Genomic DNA, 26592 nt, shown 5'->3' with positions numbered 1-26592 from the left:
CCACCTAGTAGCCCACCGTCACAGGAACTTTCTCGAGCCCCGCAGCAGCATCCTGGATGCCCAGCACCGAGACGTCGGCGCGGTCCTGCCTACCCAGGATAAGTGCCCCATACGCAGGGTCCCCGGATGCTGAAACCACGTACCCGGCAACCACTGCTTGTCCGGATTTTGCTGGAAGCTCGATCAGCGATGTTGTGCCACCGGACATGTCCACGTCCACCGACTTGCCCACCTTCCCATCGGCTGTCACCGGTGCGTAGCTAACAGTTGCGCGTCCCTCAGGAACGCCAAAGCTGAAGGAGTTCTGCCCATCACGGGGCACGGCCACCACATGCTGGCTTCCCAGCCTGGCCGAAGACGGCGACCACGCGAAATCCGTTGGATCCTCCGCTTTGGCCCCCCGTGTGATCCGGGTTGAAGCGACGAACGCGACATCGGAACTCGCACTCACGGTGTAGCTGCCGGCCGGAACGCCGTCCAGGTCCAACGTAGCTACCGTGCCGCCCTTGACCGTGACTACTCCCCCATTGGGGAGCTGGCGCTCACCGTTCGCGCCGTACAGCCGGACCTGAACCACGGCGTCCGTGGACCCGGGTACGGCTATTTGAAGCGCAGGAACGGCGTCGGCAAAGCCGGATTTACTGCCAAGTGCCTTGATCGCCGCTGCATCCTGGATGTCGACGCCGGCCATCACCTGGAGGTTGGACGGCCCGGAACCCGGGGCCAGGAACTCCACCCCGCCCGGCACCAGTCCGCGCAGCACGCTCTGCTGAATGGTCCCTGCAACGGGTCCGCCCGAGCTGCGTACGTGCACTGCCAGTTGGGATTCGCCCGGGGCAAGGCCGGCAAGGTTTACCGAACGCGTTGTCCCGGGAGCCACCAGAAGACCCCGTGCGCCCGGCGCCTGGATCTGCCCCTGGGCGCCGAAGAGGTCCAGGTTGACGGTGGCAGGCGTCTCGGATGCATTGCTGAGGTTCAGGACCGCGGTCCGGCCAAGCGCGGTGTCCGCACCCAACAGCCAAGCATCATTTCCGGGCTGCTGGCACGGAGCCGCCGCAAGGCCACGGAGGTCGCCGTCGTTGGCTGAATAGCTCAGGTTCGCAGCCAAGGAGGCTTGTTCGTTTCCGAGCGGGTCAGCGCCCACCACGGTAGGAGCTGTCACCGGGCTGATGGTCGCAGCCGCTGCCGTCAGAACCGGTGGACCGGAAGTGGGCGATGGGGTACTCGTGGGGGTCTTTGCAATTTCAGCAACTGCGCCGCCTGCCAACGACGTCACTTTACTGCCCGGAATGGTGCCTGCGGGATTGCTCAGGACCAGTGCGTTGAGCGCACTGGTGGCGGTGGTGGAAACCGGGCTGAATTCAGCATCGGTGTCCACATCGGTTCCGGTGACAAGGCGCGCTGGTTCCGGGCAGACGCCCAGGGAGCGGCCCGCCGGAACGTCGGCTTGCCGGATGTCCGCTGCAGATCCGCCTGAGGGCCCTGGAACCATCGAGGTGGCCGCAACCGCTCCGCCTCCCGCGGCAAGGATCACCGCTGCGGACAAAACCCCTGTGATGATGCCCTTGTTGGAACTGCGGGCGCCCTTGCCGGAACGGGCATCTTTGGTGGAGTTGGGTGCATCTTTGGTGGAACTGCGGGCATTCTTCGTGGAACCGCGCGTCGCGTTATCGTCCACCTGCTTCTTTGGGTCCTCAGACACTGCTGTACTCCTTACGGAGGGAGACTTCGTCCCTCGACATGCCGGTTCGCGAGCGGCGTGCGGGCATCGGAACGGCCAACAGCACGGTCAGGCCGAACACCACGGCCTGCAGGATGCCAAGCCAAAGACCCCAAGGGTTGGTGTACCGGATTTCCAGGTCGCCACCAGTGGCCGGAAGTTCGAAAGCCTGCGCCCACCCGGAGGTGGTCGACTTCAGCTGGCGCCCATCCATCCAAGCACTCCAGCCAGGATCGGACCGTTCAGCCAGGACCAGCCGGCGGCCTTCGTCGCCCGCCGGCACAGCTGCGTCCACGGACACCTCTGCTGAGGGCAGGTAGCCGATGGCCTCACCCTGGGCGTTGAGAATGCGAACCCTGTGGGCCGTGTCTGCAGCGGTGGCGGCAGAGGAATTCCTCGGGGTTACGCGCCACAACCACCCGGCGTCGGTTTGTCCAACAGCAACGAGGCCCGGAACGGCGTCGATCCTGCTGGCGGTCAGCTGGGCGGCGTCATCAGCCGCCTTGAGCACAACAAAACCGGCACCGAGCTGCTCCAGATCGTTGCGGGGGTCCACACCTGTGCTCGCCACGATAGTGGCCACTGCCCTGCGGAGGGACGCGGTAGCGGCGTCGTCGGTAGCAATCTCTTCACGGCCGGGCGCCCCAATAATGGTCCTGGCCGAGGCGATGGTAGACAGGCTGTCCAACGTAGTCCCGGCACCACGCATCAGAGAGGACGTAAAGGCGCCCTGCTCGCCGCTGGTGATGACCAACGTCCGCGTACGTTCCGGTCCCTCTCCGCGGTCGACGGCGGTGGCCGGCAAGGTGCCGTTGTCCACCGGCCGCACCTGGCGTGCAGCGCCCAAGGAGAGCTTCTTACCCGCCTCTGATCCAGGGGCGTCAGCTGTATCGGCAGCGACCGGGGCCTCAGAGACGGGCCGCAGGACGTTTTGTCCCGCCCATGCCGCAATCCCGGCCAAGGGTCCGCCCAGCAGCAGCGCAAGGGCAACACCCGACGCCACGCGCCGCAAGGGCGACTTCCAGCGGGCAGCATCAGAAGTCCTGGTGGGAACTGCAAAGAGCTTATCGGCACCGAGCAACGCCGCACCGAGCAGCAGGATTCCGGCTGCAGAAACCGCCGGGCCGGTGAACGGACCAACAATCACGTTGTTGTTGACTCCGGTGGCCACATGGCCCATCAGCCAACTGCTGGCCAACGTAGCCAGCGCGGCCAACCAGAAGACGCGGACAAGGGCGGTGCGCTTGCCGGGAAGGAACAGTGCCGCTACGGCCAAGAGAAGGACAGGGACGCTCACCAGCAGAGCAAGCACCAGAGCCCAAGGCACAGCGCCCGGTCCGAACATCCCAAGACCCGTAAGGCCGCCGTCGATGTCGAAAGCCAGGGGCTGGCCCAGGAACTGCTGCCACAGTGGTGCAGCGTCGAAACTGAGCGGCAGGCCCGGATCGGCAAGCAAGGAGCGGGGGCGGTCAAGAACCGAAATGCCGTAGGGAATGAACAGCGCGGCGCTGGGCAAAAGCGACCACCAGAGTGTCTTTCCCCGCGTTCCGAGCACCACGGCCACAAGGACGACGACCACCGTCAGTGGCCCCAGGAGCGACGGCGCGGATGCAGTGATTGCAGCCATCGCCAAGCCGGCAGCCGCCGCTGCGGTCCAGGACGGCGTGCCGTTAATTCCCGGTTTACCGAGCACGGGCGAGGGGCGACGCGTGAAAGGCGCCCTTGCGGCATTGGCCCGGCCTATCGCAGAACCGGACGCGCGTATCAGCGCCAGCAGCAGCAAAGGCATCAGCACGTGGGCCACCAAGGCTCCCGGCCTGCCTTGGTTGATGGCTACCAGCAGGGCAGGTGCCCCGGACCAGGCAAGAGCGGCAACAACCCGGAACCGGCGCCGGGCGGTCAAGGCCCCGGCAGCGAACCAGGCACCGATCGCAGAGAGTGGCATGGCCAGGATCAGCAACCACACGGTTGCCGAGTTGCCATCGCCACCCCCAAACAAGGAAAGAAGCCACAACACGTAAGCGAAGGGATCGGCGTGCCCAGGCAGTCCCGCACCGAGGGAAATCCACCATGTAGAGGCGTTGGCCCAGATCTCGGAGGGTGACCCGGACAACGGGAGGAGTCCTCCTCCGGCCACGGTTCCTGTGCGAAGGAGGCCGAAGAGTCCAACGAAAGAAGCGGCGAACGCGATGAGGGCAGCAGCAACTGCACCAGTGCCAACCCACCCGCGTTCGTTGGTGGCCAGCGCCTCGAAATCGTCAGAGGCATCGCCGCTGGGTTCGGGGGCGAGAAGATCGGAGGCTACGGTAGTTTCCTCGCTTGGGCGGATGGCCTCCAGCAGGGAACGCCGGTTGGCGCGGACTTCACGCGAGGACGTTTGGAGGCCCCGGACCACCGAACGGTGAACGCGGCGGGTCCTCGCCGCAATCCGGCGGCCTCTTGCGATAGCCAAGGGCCGCACCAAGCCGGCGATAGTGGCCGTGAACTGGGAGAATCCGTAGCCCGGTTCCTTGACCAGAATGCTCAGCACCAGACGGACAAGTGCGCCCAGGAGCGCCCCCACTGCCTGGAACGGCAGGTTCCACCACGGGGTGTGTTTGAGGCGCATGTGAATTTGCGCTTTGCGCGCCGCGGAGGACGTACCAAGACCGTGCGGGCGGTGCTCCACGTGGAACATGCGCGCGCTTGGCACCACCACCACACGGTTTCCCGCAAGCCAGTTGCGCCAGCAGAAATCGACGTCGTCGCCGCTGCCGGGCAAGGCAGGGTCAAAGCCCTGCAACTGCTCCCAGACGTCCCTGCGGATCAACATTCCGGCAGAGTTCACGGCAAAAGTGTCAGAGCGGGCATCATATTGCCCTTGATCTACTTCGTCTGCGTCGATCAGCGTGAGGCGTTCGGCCCAGCGGCTGGTGGATAATCCAACGTCCACCAGATGACGGTCGTCCTGCCACCCAAGCTGCTTGCAGCCGGCAACTGTTACCGAAGTGGTCCGTTCCACTGCGTGGAGAAGCTCGGCCAAGGCATCAGGAGCAGGAGCGGCGTCGTCGTGAAGGAGCCAGATCCATGGGACAGCACCGGCCGATTCTGCGCTTTTGGCAACGTCCTCATTCCTGGCGGCATCCCTGGGAGCAAGCTCGTCCAGGCCGGCCTGGACAGCGGCGCCAAAGCCAGACTTGGGCTGGACGAATGTGGTGACGTTTGCTTGACCCAAGGCCTCACGAAGCAAGTCGAGGGAGTTGTCTGTGGATCCTGTATCAATGCCAATGGCGGCATCTGCCGAACGCGTCTGGTTCGACAGTGCCGCCAAGGTCCTGGGGAGATAGCTCCCGCCGTCGTGGGCAACCACGACGGCGGTAACGTGTACTTCCTTAAGAATTAGACTGCCCGCTTCCTTAACCGGCGACGTTCGCGCTCGGAGAGCCCGCCCCAGATGCCGAATCGTTCGTCGTTCGCGAGGGCGTACTCAAGGCACTGCGACCGGACGTTGCACGCTCCGCAGACCTTTTTTGCGTCCCTGGTTGATCCGCCCTTTTCCGGAAAGAATGCTTCCGGATCTGTCTGGGCGCACAGGGCGTCAGTCTGCCAACCGAGTTCGCCCTCGTCATCGAAGTCACTTTGGCCCGGCAGTCCGATCCACACCGGCTGTCCTGGAATTTCCTGGGGACGACGCAACTCCATGGGAGGGTCGTCCAAGTCTTCGTCCGGCCCGGCAGGTAGGTCCCCGATCAACGCTTCGTGCGCAGCGAGGAGGGCAGTTGCTTGATCCTCCAACGACTGCTGCACGTTCTGGTTGTATCGGTCTGCCGCTTCCGGGTCCGCCGGGTCCACGTACCAGTCCCCTGGCACTTCCCGCGAACGGTATTTCACCGACGCATGTTCTGCGACGACTGCATCTTCCTGGATACGCAACGCTTGCCCCATGGCGTCCCTCCTGATTTTGCAGCTGCTGCTTGGATGTGTTTCCGATTTCCGGCGGTGTTCCGGGAATCTGTGCAGCGGCGTTGATTACTAATTACACGCGTGTAACTACCCACCAGTCAAGCCGCGCCGGGATAATAATCAAGAATCTGTAGAAACGTGGGATGCGCCACGCCCAACGTTTTCCGCCGTGGCGCGGGCCGGCTGAGGCTAAAACGGAAGCCCCGCATCACTTTGGATGAACAACTCCTGACATTCCGCGGAATTCCCAAGACCGGCGCAGGATGTCCATCGACTGGACTTAACGGAGGTGTGTTGCATTTCACATTCTCCTGCGGCTCGACGTCCCCACCGTGGCAGGATTGATGCATGAGCATCCCGGCAGCGAACCTGATGACCACCCTGCGATCCGGCCATTCCACATCCCCGAGGCTGACCTGGTACGGCCCTGATTCCGAGCGCGTAGAGCTCTCCGGGCGGGTTTTGGACAACTGGGTTGCAAAAACCAGCAACCTGCTGCAGGACGAACTGGACGCCGAGCCGGGCAAGGCTATCAGGCTGGACCTCCCGGCACACTGGAAATCGTTCGTGTGGGCGCTTGCCGCGTGGCAGTTGGGCATGGAAGTAGTCTTCGACGGCACGGCAGCGGACCTGCTGGTGACAGATACTCCCGACGACGGCGCCGCGGCCGGCTTTGACGCGGTCGTCGCCGTACCCCTCGCGGCACTTGCGATGCGCTGGCCCGGCGAGTTGCCGCCCGGCGTCGTGGATTTTGCTGCGGAAGTCCGGTCCCACGGTGACGTCTTCATGGCACACAACGAACCGGAAGCCGGCCTTCCGGCCGTCCGCGGCAGCGCGGGCCACACCCATGACAGCCTTCTGGACGGATTCGCCGCTCCCCAGGAACCGGGCGTCCGGCTTCTGGTTCGGGCGGCCGATGGTTTGGAGCCGGGCCTGGCAGCAGCGTTGGGCGCGTGGAAAGAAGACGGCTCAGTGGTGCTGGTGCATCCCGACCTGGAAGTGACCGCGCACCTGCTTGAGAATGAGCGCGTCAGCCGATCCTGAGATCAGTTCTTGATGGAGGGCAATTCGCCGGTTGCAGGACCTCCGGTGCCCGCCTCGGCAACTGACTTCTCCTTGTGATGGAGCTCCAGGATCTCGTGGTCGTGGGAGTAAGCCGGCTCGGCATCCAGCTCTTCGTTGAAGACCCAGAAGCGGTATGCGAAGAACCGGAAAATGGTGCCCAGCACGAGTCCGACGACGCTCCCTGCGATAAACAGCGACGGCTTGTCATTCAAGTCCAGCACGTACTTGGCGAACCACACACAACCGGAAGCAATCAGCAGCCCGACGAAGTTCATGACGGCGAACAGAACGGCCTCACGGACCACGTTCGCCTGTTTGCGGTGGCGGAAGGTCCAGAAGCGGTTGGCTACCCAGGAGAACACGCTTGCAACGATCGTCGCAATGGCCTTGGCCCAGACTTCGCTTCCGTGCATCGGGCCCGAAAACAGCCAGATGTAAACTGCCGAGTCAATGACAAAAGCAACACCGCCTACGGCGCCGAACTTTGCTACCTCGCGCCAAAAAAGCGAGGCAAGTCCGCGGATGCGATCTGCAAGTGTGGTGATCATGACCCTCCATGGCCGTTGAAAAGTGGGCCGATGGGCCACATCCATTTTAGCGCCCATTTCCAACCGTTCCCTTTGAGTCCCCTGTGAGAACGCCGATACCGGGGCCTGCGCCACTGTGAAAACCGGACCAAACCAACGGCGGAAACCAGATCTCCCTCATCTACCCAGGGGACGTTACAGCGGCTGAATCAGTGTTCGGGCCACTGGTTCGGTAGGCTGAACCTTGTGACTTTTCCAGTAATTGGTGTTGTTGGCGGCGGCCAGCTCGCACGCATGATGGCCCCGCCTGCTACCGCTTTAGGCTTCGAACTACGGGTTTTGGCTGAGGGCGAGGACGTTTCGGCTGTCCCCGCTGTGGCCAACGCCCCCATTGGCGACTATAAAGACCTGGACGCCCTCCTTGAGTTCTCCAAGGGCGTGGACGTCCTGACCTTCGATCACGAACACGTTCCCACGGAACATCTGCGTGCCTTGATCGACGCCGGCGTCAATGTGCAGCCCGGACCCGACGCCCTGGTGAATGCGCAGGACAAACTCGTGATGCGCGCGGCCATCGATCGCCTCGGGCTGCCCAACCCGGAGTGGGCCGCCGTTGACTCAGTGGAAGAACTGGTGGCATTCGGCGACAAGATCGGCTGGCCCGTAGTGCTGAAGACACCGCGTGGCGGCTACGACGGCAAGGGCGTCCGCATTGTTGACTCCGCCGATGATGCCGCTGGTACTGCGGATTGGTTCCAGGCCATGAGTCCCCTGCTTGCAGAAGCAAAGGTGGACTTCAGCCGCGAGCTCTCCGCCCTTGTAGCCCGCACGCCGAGCGGCGAATCGCGCGCATGGCCCGTAGTTCACACCATCCAGGTTGACGGTGTGTGCGATGAAGTTATCGCCCCCGCCCAGAACATTCCACTCGAGGTTGCCGCGGCTGCCGAGGGGGCTGCACTACGGATTGCCAACGAACTCGGTGTTACGGGCGTCATGGCTGCTGAGCTCTTCGAGACCCCTGGGGTTGGTGCCGGGTTCCTCATCAACGAACTCGCAATGCGCCCCCACAATACGGGGCATTGGACGCAGGACGGATCGATCACCAGCCAGTTCGAACAGCATCTGCGTGCGGTTCTGGACCTGCCACTGGGCGCCACGGATGCTGTGGCGCCGGTATTTGTCATGAAGAATTTCCTGGGCGGGGACAACCAGAACCTCTTCGAAGCCTTTCCCATGGCGTTGGCTTATGAGCCGGCAGCGAAAGTGCACTGCTACGGCAAGTCCGTGCGGCCAGGGCGGAAGATCGGCCATGTCAACCTGGCCGGCACGTCTGCCTCGGAGGTAGATTCCGTCCGCCAACGCGCCACTGCAGTGGCCAACATCATCCGCGACGGCCGGATGCCCGCACAGACCACCCCTGAGGAGACCGAATGACATCAGCATCAACAGCCCCACTCGTAGGTCTCGTCATGGGCTCGGACTCCGACTGGCCCGTCATGGAAGCCGCCGCGGACGCCCTGGCTGAGTTCGGCATCCCCTTTGAGGCGGACGTCGTCTCGGCGCACCGCATGCCAACCGAGATGATCCGCTATGGCCAGACTGCGCACGAGCGCGGCCTGCGCGTCATCATCGCCGGAGCAGGCGGCGCAGCGCACCTTCCCGGAATGTTGGCTTCGGTCACTCCCCTGCCCGTGATCGGCGTCCCCGTTCCGTTGAAGACCTTGGACGGCATGGACTCACTTTTGTCCATCGTGCAAATGCCTGCCGGGGTCCCGGTTGCCACAGTCTCCATCGCGGGGGCCCGCAACGCAGGACTCCTGGCTGTACGGATGCTCGCCTCCGGCACGGATGACCTTGCCGTCCGTCTTCGTGAGGACCTGCTCCGCTTCGCGCAGGAGCTGAACGACGTCGCCACCAAGAAGGGCGAAAACCTGCGCCACAAGGTGGAAGAGGTCTTTTCCCCTGCCAACGCGTCCGCCCGGAGCAGCCGCTAGGAAGGCAGCGGATGACCACCATGCACAAGAATTCGAATCAGTCCGGCGCCGCGCTGACTGATCCAGTCCGCTATCCAGCCGGGGCCAGCGCCCCGGTGCGGACCAAACGCGCCTTCGTGCTGGTCCTCCTCACGCTCTTCATCCCCGGGAGCGCCCAGATCGTGGCAGGTGACCGCAAGCTGGGCCGCCTCGCCCTGCGCATCACCCTCACTGTGTGGGCGCTGGCTTTGCTGACGCTCTTGATCGCTTTGGTGAACCGGAGCATGCTGCTCAGCATCGTCACCCATCCGGTGGGATCGCTGTTCATCATCGTTGTCCTCGTGGCCCTTGCATTGGGCTGGGCCTACCTGTTCCTGAACACCCTGCGGATCATCAGGCCCAACCTGCTGGCACCCGGGATGCGGCCCATCATTGCCGTCGTACTTGCCATGACAACAGTTCTGGCCAGCGGGTCATTGGGCTACCTCGCGTATGTCCTGAATGTCAGCCGCAACGCGATCGGCAGCATCTTCAACGCCGGCCCAGCCATCGATCCCGTGGATGGTCGCTATAACTTCCTGATGATGGGAGGCGACGCCGGTGATGACCGTACGGGTAGGCGTCCGGACAGCCTTTCGGTCATCAGCGTCGACGCCAAAACCGGTGAAAGTGCCATAATTTCCGTGCCCAGGAACCTGCAGAACGCCCAGTTCAGCGAGGACTCCCCCATGCGGAAGATCTACCCCGACGGCTATAACTGCGGCGATGAATGCCTCATCAATGCCGTCAACACCGAGGTCACCAACAATCACAAGGACCTGTACCCGGGGGTTGCCGATCCTGGCGCACAGGCCACCCTGGAAGCTGTCTCCGGGACCTTGGGTATCACCGTGCAGGCGTATGTGCTGGTGGATATGGACGGGTTCGCAAAGCTCATCGATGCCATGGGCGGCATCCGCATCAAGGCTGGCGGCTGGGTACCCATCAGTGGTCCCGTCACTGACGAGGCCAACGGGATCCACGGCATGCCCGATGGCTGGATCCCGGCTGGCGACCAGCACCTGGATGGCTTCCACGCCCTTTGGTACGGCCGTTCCCGCGAGTTCGTTGACGACTACGCCCGCATTGCACGCCAGCAATGCGTACAGCAGGCCATGCTCAAGCAGCTGGACCCCGGCACGCTGCTGACCAAGTTCGAGGACATCGCCAACGCAGGCACCAAGGTGGTGGAATCCAACATCTCCTCCGCGCAGCTCGGAAGCTTTGTGGACCTTGCCTTGAAGTCCAAGAGCCAACCGGTCAAGCGCCTCACTATTGGTCCTCCCGATTTCGATGCCTCCTTCTCCACGGTGCCGGACTTCGATCTGATCCACTCCAAAGTCCAGGAGCTGTTGACGTCCAAGGACAGTCCCAAGGCCGATGACTCCATGGTGTCCAACGACGCCAAGGCGGGCTCTCATGTCGTGGCAGCGGGCCCGGTCCAGGGCAGCCTCCCGGCCGGACTGCCGGCGGGCCAGCAGCCGTCGCCGTCGTCCTCTGATTTCACGCCGGTGACCACCACGCCGGACGGTACGCCCATCACCGAAGAACTGCTCAACGGCCTCAAGGCCCAGGGCGACGAGCAAGGCATCCGGGACCTCGTGGCAACCAATGGGCAATGCGCCCCGCTGTAGCCCCAGCAGCACCACCACCCTACGTTCAGCGCGACGATAAGGACTTTCCTTCGTGTATCAGATTGAGAATGTTTTGCGGCCCTACGCGTGGGGTTCGACGACGGCGATCGCCGGCTTGCTGGGGCGGCCGTCGTCAGGTGGCCCGGAGGCAGAAATGTGGATCGGCGCCCACCCCGATTCGCCGTCCACAGCCATTCATCCGAATGGGGTTACCCAACCGCTCGATGCCCTGATCGCATCGAACCCAACCCACTTCCTGGGAACCGACAGCCTGGCCGAGTTCGGGCCCCGGCTACCGTTCCTCACCAAGATCCTGGCCGCCGAGCAGCCACTTTCCTTGCAAGTGCACCCGAGCCTGGAGCAAGCTCGCGAAGGCTTCGCCCGCGAGAACGCCGCAGGGATCCCCGCGGATTCCCCCGAACGCAACTACCGGGACGATAACCACAAGCCGGAGATGATTTTTGCGCTCACGCCGTTCCGGGCATTGTGCGGGTTCCGCTCCCCTGCAGCAGCCAAAAGCGTTTTTGAGCACCTTGCCTCGGTGTTGGATTCCGCCGCAGTGGAGGTCCCCGCAATCATCAGCGACGTCATCTCCGACCTCAGCGTTCCCAACGAATCCGATGCCCTCAAAGCTGCCTTCACCCGCCTGATTGAGGGCGGCAGCGACGTCTCGGATGCCATTCATGAGGTAGAAGCCGTCCTGCGTGCAGGCGCACCCCAAGAGCCCCACGAAGATGCGCTGGCCGCAATGCTGGGAATCAATGAAGCTTTCCCCGGCGATCCCGGTGTGCTCATTTCCTTGCTCCTCAACCACCTTTCCCTTCAACCGGGCGAGGCCGTGTACCTGCCGGCCGGCAACGTTCACGCCTACCTGCACGGCCTGGGCGTGGAAGTCATGGCTTCCTCGGACAATGTGCTGCGCGGCGGACTCACGCCCAAGCATGTGGATGTCCCGGAACTGATCAAGACCATCCGCTTCGAATCGATGGGCGTACCCCGCGTTGAGGCCAGTGGAACAGAGTTTGGCCAGGAACTGTACCGCCCACCCTTCAAGGAGTTCCAACTCCAGCGGATCGAACTCGGCCCGGGCGCCGAACCGGTGCCGCTGGCACAGTCCGGTCCCGCCGTCGTCGTGGTTGTTGCCGGTTCCGTGGTGCTCGATTCGCCCAAGAGCGACCTCCCGCTGCAGCGCGGCGGCGCTGCGTTCATCCCTGAGGTGGAGAACCCGGTGAATGTTCATCCTGTGCAAGGCGCCACCGAAACAAGTATTGCCTTCGCCGTGACCACAGGACTGGGTAACTGAGCCGTGGACTTTTTTCTGCAGTCGCCCGCTTGGGCTGACGTCCAGCGTTCGCTCGGCCGCCGGGTCCATGAGCAGTCCGGCCCCGGCTGGAGCTTCCTCGCCATTGAGGAAAAGAACCCGGCTGGCAAGGTCATCTACGCCCCTTATGGGCCCGTGGCAAAGTCCGTGGACGCCTTCGACGCCGCGACGGCTGCCTTGGTGGAATTGGCGAAGAAGGAACGTGCTGTCTTCGTGCGCATGGAACCTGTGTCAGCAGGCTTCACAGCGTCCGAGGCCGATGCACTCCTCCGTGCCCGTGGCCTCCAGCCGGCGCCCGTGAACCTGCAGCCGGAGTTGAGCTGGATCGTGGACCTTGAGGGCGATTTCAAGGACGTTCTTGGCGGAATGAAGCCGACCAACCGGAACCTCTACCGCAACATCCACAAGAAGGGCGTAACGTTCCGGGCATCCCAGGATCCTGCAGACATCAAGGTTCTCCTGCATTTCCTCCACCTGACAGCAGCACGCAACGGCTTCAAGCCACAAAGCGATGAGTACCTCACCCAGGTGGCTGAATGCTTGCTACCCTCCGGCGCCGGAACGCTGTTCATAGCTGAGCTGGAGGGCGAGCCGATCGCTGCCGCGTTCACCTACGATTCCTCGGACACGCGCACCTATGCCCATGCCGCGCTGGACGACACGCACCGCAAGCTCAGCGCCGGCATTCCACTCCTGGTCAACCTCATGGCAGATGCCAAGGAGAAGGGCCTGAAGCACGTGGACCTCTGGGGTGTGGCCCCTGAAGACCAGCCGGACCATAAGTGGGCAGGCTTCACGTCCTTCAAGAAGTCCTTCGGAGGCCGCGAAGTAGCCTACCCCGGCACCTGGGACCTCCCAGTGAACAAACTCCGCTACGGCGCCTACCAACTGGCCCGAAAGCTCCGCGACAAACTCCGCTGATCCCACAACAGCGCGAAGCCGGAAGCCGCGGCACTAACGCCTCCGGATAGCAAAAAGCGCCCCATCGCGGGAGCGGCATCAAATCGACGAGGTACGAGGAGATAGCCGCAGAGCGATGGGGCGCTATTTGCGTCCAAAGGCGCGTTACGCCATGGGAAGGTTACGGCTTGCGCGCGTACGTCTCCCACTTGCTGGCGTGGTGCTCGGCATCAACGAAGCGCACCGTTCCGGACTTCGAGCGCATCACGATCGACTGCGTCAGGACGCGGTCCTTCTGGTAGCGAACGCCGCGGAGGAGGTCGCCGTCGGTGATACCGGTGGCTGCGAAGTAGCAGTTGTCCGAGGTGACGAGGTCGTTGGTGGAAAGGACGCGGTCGAGGTCGTGTCCGGCGTCGATGGCCTTCTGCTTTTCGTCGTCCGACGTGGGCCACAGGCGGCCTTGGATGACACCGCCGAGGGACTTGATGGCGCAGGCGGCAACGATGCCTTCGGGGGTTCCGCCGATGCCCATCAGTGCGTCCACGCCGGTTCCGGACCGGGCTGCGGCGATGGCACCTGCGACGTCGCCGTCCATGATGAACTTGGTGCGTGCACCGGCTTCGCGGATTTCCTCCACGAGCGGGCGGTGCCGGTCGCGGTCCAGGATCATGACGTTGAGCTGGTTGACCTTGACGCCCTTGGCCTTGGCGATCAGGTGCAGGTTCTGCTTCACGGGCAGGCGCAGGTCCACCATGTCGGCAGCTTCGGGACCTGTGACCAGCTTTTCCATGTAGAAGACCGCGGACGGATCGAACATGGAGCCGCGCTCGGCTACTGCCAGGACGGCAAGGGCGTTGTTGATGCCGAGGGCGGTCAGGCGGGTTCCGTCGATCGGGTCCACCGCGACGTCGCACTCGGGGCCGGTGCCGTCACCAACCTGCTCGCCGTTGAACAACATGGGGGCTTCGTCTTTTTCGCCTTCACCGATGACCACGACTCCATTGAAGTGGACGGTGTGAAGGAACGAACGCATGGCGTCGACGGCGGCGCCGTCTGCCTTGTTCTTGTCGCCGAAACCTACCCAGTGGCCACCGGCAATTGCCGCGGCCTCGGTGACACGGACGAGTTCCAGCGCCAGGTTGCGGTCGGGTTCGTCGGTGCCGACGGCGAGCGACGGCGAAATCGTGGAATACTGCTGGGTCATTGGTGCAGGAGACACTTGAACCTCTTCTTCGAGTGACGATTCACGGGACCGGACACGGTTGCACGAGGCAACCTGGGGTCCCTCTATGAACGATCATAGTCGCCGCATGCGTTTGGAGTCGCTGGATGACCACGGCGGGCAGTTCCTGTGGTGAGGTTCCCGGTTGTGTGTTCATAGCCGGGATGAGGGACTATGGAGGTGTGAGTGAAACGCAGGACAAGCCCGCCGCCGGCAACCAGCCCCAGGCTGCAGAGGCAATCCCCGGCAGCGTCCCGGACGCTATGGATGCCCCCTATAAACCCGTCATTCCGGCAAAAGCCGCCAAGCGGGCCAATGCCTCCGTCATTGGCATGATCATTGCGCTGGTGCTGTGTGTCCTCGCATTCCTTCCTATTGTGTTGATGAACCCTGCACCCAAGGGTGAGGGCTTTCGGCCCGCCGTTGACGTTGCTTCCATAGCCCGCAACGCTGCCGATGTGGCGGGATTCACACCTGTCACGCCGGAAACCGGCGACACATTCAAGCCGAACTACGCCCGTTGGGAATCCGGCACCGGGACGGGCGTGCCCACTTGGGAAGTTGGTTACCTGACTCCCAAGGAGTCCTTCATCGGCCTCACCCAGACCAACAAGGCGAATCCCACGTGGGTCCTGCAGCAGACAGGTAACCTGCCCCTGACCGGCACCCGTAACGCAGGTGGCCAGGACTGGGAGCTCCACGATTCCGGCAAGGACAAGCGCAGCATGGTGCTCGACTACCACGGAACCACCATCATTCTCAGCGGCACGGCGAACCTTGAAGAGTTCGCTTCCCTCGCCGCCGCTGTGGTTAAGTCCGCGGACCAGGCCGCTGCAGCTTCGGCCTCTGCAGCGCCGACCTCATAAGCACACGCAGCGCAACAGTTTTACGAGCCGCCGCCTCCGGGCCGTAAAGTAATCAGGTGCCTACCTATCTGACTCCCGCCCTTGCTTGGCGCCGCCTCCAAGAGGGCAATGAACGTTTTGTTTCCGGTGAATCCCTGCACCCCAACCAGGATGCATCGCGACGCTCCTCCCTGGTGGAGAACCAGAATCCCTTTGCCGTCATCTTCGGTTGCTCGGATTCCAGGCTTGCCGCAGAGATCATCTTCGATCTCGGCTTGGGCGACGCCTTCGTGGTTCGCACGGCGGGGCAGGTGATTGATGACGCCGTCCTTGGTTCGCTTGAATACAGCATTGCCGAACTCCGTGTTCCACTGATCGTCATTCTCGGCCACGACAGCTGTGGAGCCGTGAAGGCCACCAAGGCCGCGGTGGAAACGGGTGAGATGCCAATTGGGTTCATTCGTGACCTGGTGGAACGCATCACGCCGTCGGTATTGACTGCCAAGCGCAATGACCAGGAAGACGTCAACGACATGGTGGTGGAGCACGTCAAGCAAACCGCGGCCCGGCTGGCCGACAGTTCGCGTGTGATTTCCGACGCCATCGACGACGGCCGCGTCGCCGTCGTGGGCCTGTCCTACAAGCTCGATGAGGGCCGGGCGGCCCTCGTTTCCGGGATCGGCAAGCTCTAGTCGGCCGTGCTCCGGTCGTCAGGCCGGAGCACGTAGCACTCCATTCCGGGTTTTCTGTGAACCATTAAGTCGCCCTAAGCTAGCCCCATGACTTCCACCACTGAGTTCCGTATTGAACATGACACGATGGGCGAAGTTCGCGTCCCCGTGAACGCCCTGTACCGCGCCCAGACGCAGCGTGCTGTGGAGAACTTCCCCATCTCCGGCAAGACGCTTGAGCGCACTCACATCGAAGCCCTTGCACGCGTCAAGAAGGCCGCTGCACTGGCGAACGCCGAACTGGGGGTGCTCGATGGTGAGCTCGCCGAGGCCATCGCCGCAGCTGCCGATGAGGTAGCGACCGGCAAGTACGACGACGACTTCCCGATTGACGTCTTCCAGACCGGCTCGGGCACTTCCTCCAACATGAACACCAACGAGGTCATCGCAGAGCTCGCTTCGCGTGCCCTCGCAGCTGCGGGCAGCGACAAAGTGGTCCACCCCAACGACCACGTGAACGCTTCGCAGTCTTCCAACGATGTGTTCCCGACGTCCGTGCACGTTGCCGCCACCTCGGCCCTGATCAATGACCTGATCCCGGCCCTGGAATACCTGGCCGATTCCCTGGACCGTAAGGCCGTGGAGTTCAAGGACGTCGTCAAGTCCGGCCGCACGCACCTCATGGATGCCACGCCGGTGATGCTCGGCCAGGAGTTCGGTGGCTACGCCGCCCAGGTCCGTTACGGCATCGAGCGCATCAACGCAGCACTCCCCCGCGTCGCCGAGGTCCCCCTTGGTGGCACCGCTGTTGGCACCGGCATCAACACTCCTGCCGGTTTCCCGGAGCGCGTCATCGAATTGCTCGCAGCCGACACCGGCCTGCCGCTGACCGAGGCCCGCGACCACTTCGAAGCACAGGCTAACCGCGACGGCCTCATCGAGGGCTCCAGCCAGCTGCGCAACATCGCGATCTCCTTCATGAAGATCAACAACGACCTCCGCTGGATGGGTTCCGGCCCCAACACGGGCCTCGGCGAAATCGCCATCCCGGACCTTCAGCCGGGCTCCTCGATCATGCCGGGCAAGGTCAACCCCGTTATCTGCGAAGCCTCCATCATGGTGTGCGCCCAGGTTATCGGCAACGACACCGCGATCGCATGGTCCGGCACCAACGGCGCCTTCGAACTCAACGTAGGCATCCCCGTCATGGCCGCCAACCTCCTGGAGTCCATCCGCCTGCTGGCCAACACCAGCCGCGTGATGGCCGACAAGATGATCGACGGCATCACCGCCAACGTGGAGCGCGCCCGCTTCCTGGCTGAGGCATCCCCGTCCATCGTGACGCCGCTGAACAAGTTCATTGGCTACGAGAACGCCGCCAAGATTGCCAAGATCGCCGTCAAGGAGGGTCTCACCATCCGCCAGGCAACCGAGAAGCTCGGCTTCGTGGGTGAAGGCGAAGGCAAGGTCTCCGAGGCAGAACTCGACAAGGCCCTGGACGTCACCACCATGACGTCCCCGGCGCACAAGGCCTGACGTTTGGCCTAAAACCCAAAGCACGACGGCGGCCGGCACTTTCTTCGAAAAGAGTGCCGGCCGTTGGCGTTCCCGGGCCATGGGCAGGAGCGCAGGCGGGCACCGGCTGACGCCGGCGCCACATAGCTTAGTCCTCCACCTGGTACGCCACGGGGCCTTCGGGCTCCGTGGCAAGCCTGATGGCCTGAAGGTTTCCCTCGCTCATGTCAGGCAGTTCATCCAGGCCAAACCAGCCAACGGCGATGGATTCATCATCGTTTACCTGGGCTTCGCCGGAAACATATCTGCAGCGGAAAGTGATGTCCAGGAAGTCGCAGATGTCGCCGTTCGGAAAGGTCACCGGACCTACAACCCCGACGGCGATGATCCGCTCAGTTTCTGCCACAACCGCAGTTTCCTCGAAGATTTCCCTGACCAAGCCGGGTGCAGGATGCTCGCCTGGCTCAAGGATGCCGGTGATCACCGTCCAGTGGTGATTGTCCGCCCTTTGGCAGAGCAGCACCCGGCCATCGTCGTCGAAAACCACTCCCCTGACCGCCGGCAACCACAGGGGGTCATTCCCGATCTTCTCCCGAAGCTTGAGGATAAATTCCGGCGCGCCCATGGAGTTAGCTTTCCTTCAATTCGATCGTGGCATACGGGTTGCTCAACGTGAGCACGCCGCCATTGAGTTTCCATTGAACAGGTTGCTCGAAGAGCTTGGCGGTCCAGGCCTCGTAGCTGCCCTCAAGCTCCGGGCAGCCCATGGCAGAGGCGGCCATCGAGCGCATGACCCAGGTATCGTCCTTGACCGAGATTTCCACATTGAGCACGTTGCACGGCGTCTTCACCAGTAGGGTCCATGCCCCGTTGATATGCGTCGCGCTGATCTGCAGCGGCCGTGTGCGGAGCCAGGCTACATCTCCGGTGGCATCGCTTCCGTGTACCGACGTAAACGTGGAGCAACCCAGCGGACCGCCCTCGCAGAAAGGCTCCGGCTTCTGGGTTATGAGCGGTTGAATGCTGGGCCCGGGGGTTGCACCGGGAACGTTGCCCGATTGCCCGCATCCGGAGAGCAGCAATGCGCAGGCCACTGTGACACCCGGAACGGGCCAAAATCCACTCCGCTGCACCCTGGCCCCCTTCAGGCGTTCCTGAGCGATCAAACCATCTGGGCTAAGCATGCCGCAGCCCGGTGAACGCTGAGAATACGGGAAGCGTTGCAGTTCGGCCGCAGTTGGCTGCGGGTGCGACTGCAAGAATCAAGCAGGCAAGAGCACCATGCTCACCAAGGCTCCCGCGAGCATGAAGGGCCCGAACGGGATGGCCGAACCCAGCGTTCCGCGCCTGGACACAAGGATCACCAGGCTCCACAACCCGCCGAGCAAGAAAGCAGCGAAGGTGCCGGCGAAGACATGGGCCCACCCAAGGTAGCCGAGGTAGAGCCCAAGCACTCCGGCCAGCTTCACATCCCCAAACCCCATACCGGGGGGATAGACCAAGCGGAGCAGGAAGTAGAACAGCCACAGCACGCCGCCACCGGCCAGCACACCGAGCCCGGGGATACCGAACATCGAGGCATCGAGCGCAGCATCCGGGCCGCCAAAGAACACCAGGACAGCAGCGCCCAGCAGCAGTACCCCGCCCACCGCATAGGAGGGAAAGACGATCCGGTTCGGCAGCAGATGGCTCCGGATATCAATAATGGTCAGGCGCACGGCCATCACCACGAAGTACGCACAGGCAAGAACCACCAGCCAGAAGCCCAGTGGGCTGGCGTCCCAGAGGTCGGCGAGTCGTCGGATCACCCTGCAGATGCTATCCCGAATTACTCCAAGGGCCGGGTTGAACGCGTAGGTAAACTGTGGATATGGGCCGCTACAGTGCAGGTGGATCAGGTTTCGGAACAGGTTTTGGCCCGGCCAACGGCAACAACGGGCAACCGCAGGACTTGTCCTCCACATTCCGCAACCTTTGCCGTTCTTCCCCGTGGAAATGGACGAGTCTGCGTTTCGAATACCTCGAACGGCCCGGGACGGGCGCCAATCTGGTCCGTGCATGGCTCAGGCGGCCCGGCGCGCTGCGGCTGGAAACTCCTGACGGAAAGCTGCTGCACAGCACCACGGGCATCAATGATTCCCGGGACGACCTCTACGTCAGTGCGACGCGACGCTCATGGTTGATTCCTGCCCACCTGGTGACCCCGGTCTATGATGGCGCTGGCTTGGTCCGGAGGCGCCCGGAGGCGGCATACGGTGAACCGTCCTTCGGCAACGGACGGCTGGCTGCAGCACTGGATCCGGTGGAACTTGCGGGCAATGCGCCCGTCCCGCTGGAGTTCCCGGATTCCAATCCCGTATCCCTGGAAGAGCCCCGGGAAGTTGACCATGAGGGACGCTTGGCCTTGGAAACGGTGGTGACCCGTGGCCGGACCTACGTGCCCTTGGATCCTTCCCAACCTTTGGCCCACCCGGGGCGGACGCTGATCCGCGTGGATGCCGGGACGGGCGTCTGCGTGGCCAGCCAAAGCCTGGACGGCGATACGGCCGGCAAAGGTCATTGGCTAAAGATTCTGGCCGTTGACGAATACATGCTGGACGATCTTTTCCTTGCCGAATCAATGAACCTGACCGACGTTCGGCGCCATATCTCCTGGGACATCGGCCCAGCAGCCTGACATCCCCAGGATCCGCAAACGTCGTGAACCCGCTATTCCTTGGTTGGCCAACAACGGAATAGCGGGTTCACTACTCATAAGGCTGGCACCGGCCCTGTGACTCGCATGCCCTCGACAGCCGGGCTAAGCTGCACCGATGACCACGCTCACGGAAATCTGGCCGCCCTTCGGACTCACGCTCACGACGCCCCGGCTAACTCTCCGTCCAGTTCTCGACGCCGATATCCCGGCTGCCGTCGCGGCCGCCCGTTCCGGCGTCCATGAGCCCGGCAAGAGCCCGTTCAGCACGCCGTGGGCAGAACTCCCGGACGACGAACTCGCTCCCAACATGGCCCAGTGGTACTGGCGCTGCAGGGCCGGATTCACGCCTGACTCCTGGACCCTCGTCCTTGGCGTTTGGCACAACGACGACTTCCTGGGCGTTCAGGACATTGGCGCCAAGAACTTCAAGACGCTAAAGACCGTGGGCACGGGCTCCTGGCTCAAGCGGTCCGCGCAACGCCAGGGCTTCGGCAAAGAGATGCGCGCCGCCGTCGTAAGCTATGCCTTCGACTACCTGAAAGCGGAAGTTGCGGAGTCCGAGGCTGCCGTCTGGAACAAGCAATCCCTGGGCGTCTCCCTGAGTCTGGGATACGAACTCAACGGCCTCGTCCGCGACGGCTGGGGCGACAAAGTCGAAGAAGTCCAAAGAGTCCGCCTCACCCCGGAAACGTTCATCCGCCCCAACTGGACCCTCAAAGTCCTCGGCCACGAAGCCTTTTCCCAATACATAGCCATCTAGCAACTTCCGGCGGGCCGCCTGACAAGGCGAAGGCCAGGGATCCGGCAGCGTGCGTCAAAAGCGAGGAACGAGCTAGCACGCAGAGGATGCCTGGCCTTCGCCGCTATGGCACCTGGTCGATGGGGTTAGATTTCGGCCCCTTCTAGGAGTTCCGTCACCAGGGCCGCGATCGGCGACCGTTCAGACCGGGTCAGGGTGATGTGGCCAAACAGCGGATGTCCCTTGAGGGTTTCGACGACGGCGGCCACGCCGTCGTGCCGGCCGACACGGAGGTTGTCGCGCTGGGCGACGTCATGGGTGAGGACGATCTTGGAGTTCTGGCCGATGCGGCTCATCACCGTCAGGAGGACGTTCTTCTCCAAGGACTGGGCCTCGTCCACGATCACGAAGGCATCGTGCAGTGAGCGTCCGCGGATGTGGGTGAGAGGCAGCACTTCGAGCATGCCGCGGTCCATGACTTCTTCTACGACTTCCTGGCTGACCAACGCTCCCAGGGTGTCGAACACGGCCTGCGCCCAAGGGTTCATCTTTTCCGATTCAGACCCGGGCAGGTATCCCAGTTCCTGGCCGCCTACAGCGTACAGGGGCCGGAAGACGACCACCTTGCGGTGTTCGCGCCGCTCCAGGACGGCTTCGAGGCCCGCACAGAGTGCCAAGGCTGATTTGCCGGTGCCGGCCCGTCCACCGATGGAGACAATGCCCACTGCGGGATCCATGAGGAGGTCGATGGCGAGCCGTTGTTCCGCCGAACGGCCATGCAGGCCGAACACGTCGCGGTCGCCTTTGACGAGGCGGACTTGCTTGTCGGCCCCTACGCGACCCAGGGCCGAGCCACGGTTGGACAGGAGAACAAGGCCAGTATTCACGGGAAGTTCAGCGGCGGAAGGGATGAAAACGGGTTCGTGGCCGTAAAGCGTGGTGATCTCGTCTTCGCTGGCTTCCACTTCGGCTATGCCGGTCCAGCCGGAATCCTTGACCAGTTCGTTGCGGTATTCGTCTGCGTGCAATCCCATGGCCGAGGCTTTGACGCGCATGGGGAGGTCCTTGGACACCACAGTCACGTTGTGGCCCTCGTTGGCCAGGTTCTTGGCTACCGCCAGGATGCGGCTGTCATTGTCGCCTCCACGGAAGCCTGCGGGCAGGACCTCCGTGGAAATGTGGTTCATCTCTACCCGGAGCATGCCGCCGTCGGCACCGATAGGTATTGCGTGGTCCAGTCCGCCATGTTCAATGCGGAGGTCGTCCAGGAGGCGCAAGGCTTTGCGGGCAAAATACCCGAGTTCGGGATCGTGGCGTTTGCCTTCCAGTTCACTGATGACCACGATCGGGACGATGACTTCGTGCTCAGCGAAGCGCAGCAATGCGTGCGGATCCGAGAGCAACACGGATGTATCGATCACATAGCTGCGGCCTGTGGCGGATGGTGCGGTCCGCGCTTTTTGTGAGACCCTCTTGGCGCGAGAGGTAGCTGCACTTTCCCCGTCGGAAACCATTGCGGGCAGTTGCTCAGAAATAGCCACATCGACTCCAGCCCCGGGCGGTCGCCCGGCCTAATGGTGAAGCGGCTCGGCCGGAAGGCCGGGCGTGGCCTCCCATGTAACTGGTGCGATAGTTCGCTCCATCTACTGGCCTCCCCGATCAGCGGGCGGTTTTGCCTGCTGATGGGATTAACGTAATCCTCGGCACATTCATTTCCGTAATGTGTCATCGGCAAGTCGCATGTCCGGATCGTAAAATTTTGGTGAACCGAAGCGCACCTAGGTTCCGTAGCGGCGTTGGCGCCCGGCATAGTCCCTGAGCGCCCGGAGGAAATCGACCTTGCGGAATGCGGGCCAGAGGGCTTCGCAGAAGTAGAACTCGCTGTAGGCGCTCTGCCACATCAGGAATCCGGAGAGCCGCTGCTCACCGGACGTGCGGATGACAAGGTCCGGATCCGGCTGGCCGCGCGTGTAAAGGAACCTTGAGATGTCGTCCACCGAAAGTTCATCTGCGACGTCGGACATGGTCCGCCCCTTGGCGACGGCATCGCGGAGGAGTTCTTTCACGGCATCGACGATTTCACGCCGCCCGCCATAGCCCACTGCCACGTTCACATGGATTTTTTCGTGGACCGGGGTGCGGGCCGTTAGCTTGTTCAGGCGTTCGGCCAAGTAGTCCGGCAGAAGCTCTGGCGCACCCATGGCGTGCACGGAGACGTCCTCGTTTTCGTCCAGCCGGTCCATGGTGTTGGCGATGATGCCCATGAGCAGGTCAAGCTCTTCGCCGGAGCGGTTCATGTTGTCTGTGGACAGCATGTACAGCGTCACTACCTTGACGCCAAGCTCCTGGCACCAGCCAAGGAATTCGTGGATTTTGTCCGCGCCGGCCTGGTGTCCCTGGCTGGTTGGCGCATTGAACTGGCGGGCCCACCTGCGGTTGCCATCCACCATGACACCGATGTGCCTGGGGATGCGGTCCTGCTTCAGGGAGCGAAGGAGCTGGCGCTCGTAGAAGCCATAGAGGAAACCGGGCAGCTCCACCGGACTCTCACCTGACTTCCTTGCTTTTACGACGACGGCGCACATCCAAGGCTACCTTCCCGAACTGCCTCGCAGGTGCAGGGCCGGGTCGCATTCACATCCAGCCAGACTTACTCTTCAGTAACTTACCGCAGCGGAGGTTACTCTTTAATGATGGCCGAGCTGCTCACTATCAAGCCCGCATGGCGCGGTTGGATCCACGCCGTCGCCGCCCCTTTCGCCCTCGCGGCCGGAATCGTCCTGGTGGCGCTTGCCCCCACAACCGACCGAAAGATTACCTCCACGATCTATGCGGTAACAGGCGTCCTGCTGTTCGGTGTCAGCGCCGTTTACCACCGCGGCAACTGGTCCCCGAAGACCCGGCTGGTGCTCAAGCGCCTGGACCACACGAACATCATGTTGGTGATCGCCGGAAGCTACACGCCGCTGGCCTGGTCACTTCTGGAGCGCTCCCAGGCCGTCACCCTGCTGTGGATTATCTGGTCCGCTGCCATAGCCGGAGTCCTGTTCAGGGTTGTATGGACCGACGCTCCGCGCTGGTTGTACGTCCCGATCTACATTGCGCTGGGCTGCGGGGCGCTCTTCTACCTCCCCCAGTTTTTCACAGCGAACGCCCCCTCTGCCGCGCTCATCTGCATCGGCGGCGCCCTCTATATCGCCGGGGCGGTCTTCTACGCCATCAAGAAGCCGAATTTCAGTGTCCAGCACTTTGGGTTCCACGAACTCTTCCATGCCTTCACTGTCCTGGCGTTCGCGGCCCACTTCGTTGCCATCATGATGGCCGTCCTCAGCTAGCGCCGGAGGCCATCCGCGCCAGCATGGATTGCACCTCGGCGACAGTCCCCACGGGCCTCCCGCACACCATATCCCGGCACAAATACACTTGTGGCGAGCCATCTGGCGCACCCGTGCGATGAATCAGCAACGGAACCTCACCCTCACCAGCCGGGGACCCGGCGTCGTCCATTTGCACGGCAACCACCATGCCCGGGCTGGCGGACTTCAAGAGCGCGCCGTGCAGTTCCTGCCGCAGGGATGAGTCGGAACCAGCGATGGCGGCCTCCACCGGACCCGCCAGCGCCGCCTGCCCCGTAGCAAGGAGCCAACCGGCAACCCGGGGTGCGCGTGTGGCCAGCGGAGGGAGCAGGCCCAGGATGTTCCCGGCCATGAGCCGGTGCGCGTGCGAGCCCGAGTACGCCGAATACGTCAGCAGTACCCCAGCAAACCCGGCTGCCCCGCTGGGCGTGGCATTGTCGAACGGATCCAGGGCAGCACGCTGCCCCTGGGCGTTGAACACCTGCGCTGACTCCCCCGCCGAATCAGCAAGGTGTCCGTCGTCCACAAAACGCGTTTCAGCGGCCCGGATGAGTTGTTCCGCAAGACGGTACCAGCGCTTTGTCCCCGTCACCGAGTACAGGGAAAACAGGCCCTCTGCGCAGAACGCGTAGTCTTCCAGGAGTCCCCCGATGCCACGGGCCTTGGAATCGTGCGAGACCCGGACCAGCAGCCCGTCTTCGGCATTCCAATGCACGTTCTCAAGATAGGCAGCAACCTCCCCGGCGGCAGCCACGAGATCCGGGCGGTCCAGTACGGCTCCCGCCTCGGCAAGGCCCGCTATCGCGAGCCCGTTCCAGCCGGCCACGACCTTCTCGTCCCGCGCAGGCTGGTTCCGGAGATCGCGGGCAGCCAGGAGTGCAGGCCTCGCCCGCTGCCAGAGCCTGGACTCTGAGGCGGACAAGGGCCGTCCGGGATGCAGCGGCGAACCCAATTCCGAGACGGTCCCCTGGGCGCCAACATTCATCATGCGGGCCACGTCCTGGCCATCGTCGGGGCCGAGGACCTCATGCAACGACCCCGGCGTCCAGAGGTACGATCCCCCCTCGTGGTGCACACCGTCCACCACCGTATCGGCGTCCAGGGACGAAGCCAGGCCACCCCCAGGCAGCCCCAGCGAGGCCAGCATCCAGTCCGCGCACCTGGACGCTACGTCCGCCGCTTCCTCAGCCGGGAACACCTCATTGCCTCCAAGCCGCACCCAGTGGGCATAGACGCGCAGAAGCTGGGCGTTGTCGTAGAGCATCTTCTCGAAGTGCGGCACGGACCAATCCGCCGTGACCGAGTACCGGGCGAAACCGCCGTCGAGCTGGTCGCACAATGCCGAACGTGCCATCCCGGCCAGCGCACGCCCTGCCATGTCCTGCGCATCCTCCGCAGTCTCCGACAGTGCCGCGGCGTGGCGGATCAGGAACTCAAGAACCGCCGACGGCGGAAACTTGGGAGCGCTGCCGAACCCACCGGCGTCGGGGTCTTCAGAGCGGGCCAAAACCCTTACTGCATCTGAAAGCAGCTGGGCATCCACCACCTCGGGCGGTCCGTCAAGCCGAACGGCAGAGGACAGCTGGGCGTTGGCCAGGTTCGTGGCCAGTCCCCTCGCGTTCTGTTCAACAGCTTCGCGGCGTTCAACCCACGCCTCATGGACCGCTTCAAGCACATTCCGGAAGGACGGCCGCCCAGGCAAGGGCACGGGCGGGAAGTACGTGCCCGCATGGAAGGCCAGGCCCTCCGGCGTCAGGAAAACGGACATTGGCCAGCCGCCCTCACCACTGATGGCCTGGGTGGCCGTCATGTAGACGGAATCGACGTCCGGCCGTTCTTCGCGGTCCACCTTCACGGGCACGAAGTGCGCATTGAGGTAGTCCGCAGTTTCCTGGTCCTCAAAGGACTCATGGGCCATGACGTGGCACCAGTGGCAGGCCGCATATCCGATGGAGAGGAAGACGGGGACATCCCGGGCAGCGGCAAAGGCAAACGCTTCGTCGCCGAAAGGACGCCAGAAGACCGGGTTACCTGCGTGTTGGCGCAAATAGGCAGAGGGCTCAGAACCCAGGACATTCGCAGCCCCGGGCCAGTTGTTTCCGCGTGGGTTAGCGGCTTCCGGGAGCGGCATCGCCGTTCTCATCCGTGGTGCCGGCGTCGCCGCCCGCACTATCAAGGGTTCCGCCTTCCGCAGCCAAGCGCGCCTCCTCAACCTGCGCACGGTACCGGACCCGGCGGATACGGCGAACCATGTCAACGATGAGGAACGTCGTGAGGATCACGATGAAGGCCGTGAGGACGAAGCCCCAGGTTCCGGGCGTCACCTGGTCCTCGGACAGGCCAGGCCGCAGCGTCCCGGTGGGGTCCGGCGACGGACTGACGGTCAAGGCGAGGATCAAGTGGTGCACGTTCAAACCTTCTATGG

At 63.3% G+C, this 26592-nt stretch carries 24 protein-coding genes; 12 read left to right on the top strand and 12 right to left on the bottom strand.

The window, feature by feature from the left end:
• Positions 1-4: 4 nt before the first annotated feature.
• The 3 genes from AC6I99_RS06850 to AC6I99_RS06840 are packed head-to-tail and all read right to left on the bottom strand — an operon-like array spanning position 5 to position 5644.
• Positions 5-1702: a DUF5719 family protein gene (locus AC6I99_RS06850; protein ID WP_497945694.1), complete on the bottom strand. Its 1698-nt coding sequence runs from the start codon at positions 1700-1702 to the stop codon at positions 5-7.
• A complete protein-coding gene (locus tag AC6I99_RS06845; protein ID WP_497945696.1) occupies positions 1695-5069 on the bottom strand; it encodes a glycosyltransferase in 3375 nt (1124 codons plus the stop codon). The genes AC6I99_RS06850 and AC6I99_RS06845 overlap by 8 nt, the downstream gene beginning before the upstream one ends.
• Positions 5070-5098: 29 nt before the next feature.
• Entirely contained in the window at positions 5099-5644 is a 546-nt protein-coding gene (locus AC6I99_RS06840) for a WhiB family transcriptional regulator (RefSeq protein ID WP_263422286.1), read from the bottom strand.
• 366 nt (positions 5645-6010) lie between these two features.
• Between AC6I99_RS06840 and AC6I99_RS06835 the strand changes: the two genes are divergently transcribed.
• Complete coding sequence (locus AC6I99_RS06835) at positions 6011-6706, top strand: TIGR03089 family protein (protein ID WP_224166832.1); 696 nt, start codon at positions 6011-6013, stop codon at positions 6704-6706.
• A gap of 2 nt (positions 6707-6708) precedes the next feature.
• On the opposite strand, the gene AC6I99_RS06830 is transcribed toward AC6I99_RS06835, so the two are convergent.
• Positions 6709-7275, bottom strand: coding sequence for a GtrA family protein (locus AC6I99_RS06830; protein ID WP_224091633.1), 567 nt, complete (start codon positions 7273-7275; stop codon positions 6709-6711).
• 225 nt (positions 7276-7500) lie between these two features.
• Here AC6I99_RS06830 and AC6I99_RS06825 point away from each other — a divergent pair, with 225 nt between their 5' ends.
• The 5 genes from AC6I99_RS06825 to AC6I99_RS06805 are packed head-to-tail and all read left to right on the top strand — an operon-like array spanning position 7501 to position 13142.
• Complete coding sequence (locus AC6I99_RS06825) at positions 7501-8688, top strand: 5-(carboxyamino)imidazole ribonucleotide synthase (protein ID WP_224166831.1); 1188 nt, start codon at positions 7501-7503, stop codon at positions 8686-8688.
• Complete coding sequence (purE, locus tag AC6I99_RS06820; RefSeq protein WP_224091629.1) at positions 8685-9248, top strand: 5-(carboxyamino)imidazole ribonucleotide mutase; 564 nt, start codon at positions 8685-8687, stop codon at positions 9246-9248. Before AC6I99_RS06825 ends, purE begins: the two co-directional genes overlap by 4 nt.
• Positions 9249-9259: 11 nt before the next feature.
• Positions 9260-10900 carry an LCP family protein gene (locus AC6I99_RS06815; RefSeq protein ID WP_497945700.1) on the top strand — a complete coding sequence of 547 codons (1641 nt, stop codon included), beginning with the start codon at positions 9260-9262 and terminating at the stop codon, positions 10898-10900.
• 52 nt (positions 10901-10952) lie between these two features.
• Entirely contained in the window at positions 10953-12203 is a 1251-nt protein-coding gene (gene manA / locus AC6I99_RS06810) for a mannose-6-phosphate isomerase, class I (protein WP_497945702.1), read from the top strand.
• 3 nt (positions 12204-12206) lie between these two features.
• Positions 12207-13142, top strand: a complete 936-nt coding sequence (locus AC6I99_RS06805; RefSeq protein WP_224091625.1) for a lipid II:glycine glycyltransferase FemX — start codon at positions 12207-12209, stop codon at positions 13140-13142.
• A gap of 160 nt (positions 13143-13302) precedes the next feature.
• Here the strand turns inward: AC6I99_RS06805 and glpX are convergent, their stop codons facing one another.
• Entirely contained in the window at positions 13303-14325 is a 1023-nt protein-coding gene (glpX, locus tag AC6I99_RS06800) for a class II fructose-bisphosphatase (RefSeq protein ID WP_216924934.1), read from the bottom strand.
• Between the two features lie 200 nt (positions 14326-14525).
• Between glpX and AC6I99_RS06795 the strand changes: the two genes are divergently transcribed.
• The 3 genes from AC6I99_RS06795 to AC6I99_RS06785 all read left to right on the top strand — a co-directional run bounded on the left by AC6I99_RS06795 (position 14526) and on the right by AC6I99_RS06785 (position 17395).
• Positions 14526-15209, top strand: coding sequence for a DUF4245 domain-containing protein (locus tag AC6I99_RS06795; protein WP_497945706.1), 684 nt, complete (start codon positions 14526-14528; stop codon positions 15207-15209).
• A 56-nt stretch (positions 15210-15265) separates the two neighbouring features.
• A complete protein-coding gene (locus AC6I99_RS06790; protein ID WP_224091623.1) occupies positions 15266-15880 on the top strand; it encodes a carbonic anhydrase in 615 nt (204 codons plus the stop codon).
• 87 nt (positions 15881-15967) lie between these two features.
• Entirely contained in the window at positions 15968-17395 is a 1428-nt protein-coding gene (locus tag AC6I99_RS06785; RefSeq protein ID WP_497945709.1) for a class II fumarate hydratase, read from the top strand.
• 127 nt (positions 17396-17522) lie between these two features.
• On the opposite strand, the gene AC6I99_RS06780 is transcribed toward AC6I99_RS06785, so the two are convergent.
• The 3 genes from AC6I99_RS06780 to AC6I99_RS06770 all read right to left on the bottom strand — a co-directional run bounded on the left by AC6I99_RS06780 (position 17523) and on the right by AC6I99_RS06770 (position 19182).
• Positions 17523-17999: an NUDIX hydrolase gene (locus tag AC6I99_RS06780; RefSeq protein WP_497945710.1), complete on the bottom strand. Its 477-nt coding sequence runs from the start codon at positions 17997-17999 to the stop codon at positions 17523-17525.
• Positions 18000-18003: 4 nt separating this feature from the next.
• Positions 18004-18507 (bottom strand): META domain-containing protein, encoded by a 504-nt coding sequence (locus tag AC6I99_RS06775; protein WP_497960671.1) that lies wholly within the window; start codon positions 18505-18507, stop codon positions 18004-18006.
• Between the two features lie 129 nt (positions 18508-18636).
• Positions 18637-19182 carry a prepilin peptidase gene (locus AC6I99_RS06770; protein ID WP_224091620.1) on the bottom strand — a complete coding sequence of 182 codons (546 nt, stop codon included), beginning with the start codon at positions 19180-19182 and terminating at the stop codon, positions 18637-18639.
• Positions 19183-19244: 62 nt separating this feature from the next.
• Between AC6I99_RS06770 and AC6I99_RS06765 the strand changes: the two genes are divergently transcribed.
• Both AC6I99_RS06765 and AC6I99_RS06760 read left to right on the top strand, forming a co-directional pair.
• A complete protein-coding gene (locus tag AC6I99_RS06765) occupies positions 19245-20051 on the top strand; it encodes a hypothetical protein (RefSeq protein ID WP_497960670.1) in 807 nt (268 codons plus the stop codon).
• Positions 20052-20187: 136 nt separating this feature from the next.
• Positions 20188-20832, top strand: a complete 645-nt coding sequence (locus tag AC6I99_RS06760; protein WP_497960669.1) for a GNAT family N-acetyltransferase — start codon at positions 20188-20190, stop codon at positions 20830-20832.
• A 125-nt stretch (positions 20833-20957) separates the two neighbouring features.
• On the opposite strand, the gene phoH2 is transcribed toward AC6I99_RS06760, so the two are convergent.
• A complete protein-coding gene (gene phoH2 / locus AC6I99_RS06755) occupies positions 20958-22352 on the bottom strand; it encodes an RNA 5'-3' helicase PhoH2 (protein WP_224091618.1) in 1395 nt (464 codons plus the stop codon).
• A 237-nt stretch (positions 22353-22589) separates the two neighbouring features.
• The gene (locus AC6I99_RS06750) at positions 22590-23396 is read right to left on the bottom strand and encodes an isoprenyl transferase (protein WP_224091617.1); all 807 of its coding nucleotides are present in this window, start codon (positions 23394-23396) and stop codon (positions 22590-22592) included.
• Between the two features lie 108 nt (positions 23397-23504).
• Here AC6I99_RS06750 and trhA point away from each other — a divergent pair, with 108 nt between their 5' ends.
• Complete coding sequence (gene trhA / locus AC6I99_RS06745; RefSeq protein ID WP_497961938.1) at positions 23505-24146, top strand: PAQR family membrane homeostasis protein TrhA; 642 nt, start codon at positions 23505-23507, stop codon at positions 24144-24146.
• Here the strand turns inward: trhA and AC6I99_RS06740 are convergent.
• Complete coding sequence (locus AC6I99_RS06740) at positions 24139-26298, bottom strand: thioredoxin domain-containing protein (protein ID WP_497960667.1); 2160 nt, start codon at positions 26296-26298, stop codon at positions 24139-24141. The genes trhA and AC6I99_RS06740 overlap by 8 nt on opposite strands.
• Entirely contained in the window at positions 26276-26575 is a 300-nt protein-coding gene (locus tag AC6I99_RS06735; protein ID WP_224166820.1) for a hypothetical protein, read from the bottom strand. Before AC6I99_RS06735 ends, AC6I99_RS06740 begins: the two co-directional genes overlap by 23 nt.
• Between the last annotated feature and the right edge of the window lie 17 nt (positions 26576-26592).

The organism is Arthrobacter sp. TmtSoilC77 (genome assembly GCF_059739415.1).
The sequence above is the reverse complement of the archived record's forward strand: the minus strand, read 5'-3'. Positions and strand labels throughout refer to the sequence as shown.

Excerpts from the sequence above, each read along its gene's own strand:
- AC6I99_RS06760 (WP_497960669.1), top strand. The coding sequence starts at position 20,188 with ATGACCACGCTCACGGAAATCTGGCCGCCCTTCGGACTCACGCTCACG.
- AC6I99_RS06750 (WP_224091617.1), bottom strand. The coding sequence starts at position 23,396 with ATGTGCGCCGTCGTCGTAAAAGCAAGGAAGTCAGGTGAGAGTCCGGTG.
- AC6I99_RS06780 (WP_497945710.1), bottom strand. The coding sequence starts at position 17,999 with ATGGGCGCGCCGGAATTTATCCTCAAGCTTCGGGAGAAGATCGGGAAT.
- AC6I99_RS06835 (WP_224166832.1), top strand. The coding sequence starts at position 6,011 with ATGAGCATCCCGGCAGCGAACCTGATGACCACCCTGCGATCCGGCCAT.
- AC6I99_RS06765 (WP_497960670.1), top strand. The coding sequence starts at position 19,245 with ATGGGCCGCTACAGTGCAGGTGGATCAGGTTTCGGAACAGGTTTTGGC.
- AC6I99_RS06815 (WP_497945700.1), top strand. The coding sequence starts at position 9,260 with ATGACCACCATGCACAAGAATTCGAATCAGTCCGGCGCCGCGCTGACT.
- AC6I99_RS06840 (WP_263422286.1), bottom strand. The coding sequence starts at position 5,644 with ATGGGGCAAGCGTTGCGTATCCAGGAAGATGCAGTCGTCGCAGAACAT.
- purE (WP_224091629.1), top strand. The coding sequence starts at position 8,685 with ATGACATCAGCATCAACAGCCCCACTCGTAGGTCTCGTCATGGGCTCG.
- AC6I99_RS06740 (WP_497960667.1), bottom strand. The coding sequence starts at position 26,298 with ATGCCGCTCCCGGAAGCCGCTAACCCACGCGGAAACAACTGGCCCGGG.
- AC6I99_RS06830 (WP_224091633.1), bottom strand. The coding sequence starts at position 7,275 with ATGATCACCACACTTGCAGATCGCATCCGCGGACTTGCCTCGCTTTTT.
- glpX (WP_216924934.1), bottom strand. The coding sequence starts at position 14,325 with ATGACCCAGCAGTATTCCACGATTTCGCCGTCGCTCGCCGTCGGCACC.
- trhA (WP_497961938.1), top strand. The coding sequence starts at position 23,505 with ATGGCCGAGCTGCTCACTATCAAGCCCGCATGGCGCGGTTGGATCCAC.
- AC6I99_RS06785 (WP_497945709.1), top strand. The coding sequence starts at position 15,968 with ATGACTTCCACCACTGAGTTCCGTATTGAACATGACACGATGGGCGAA.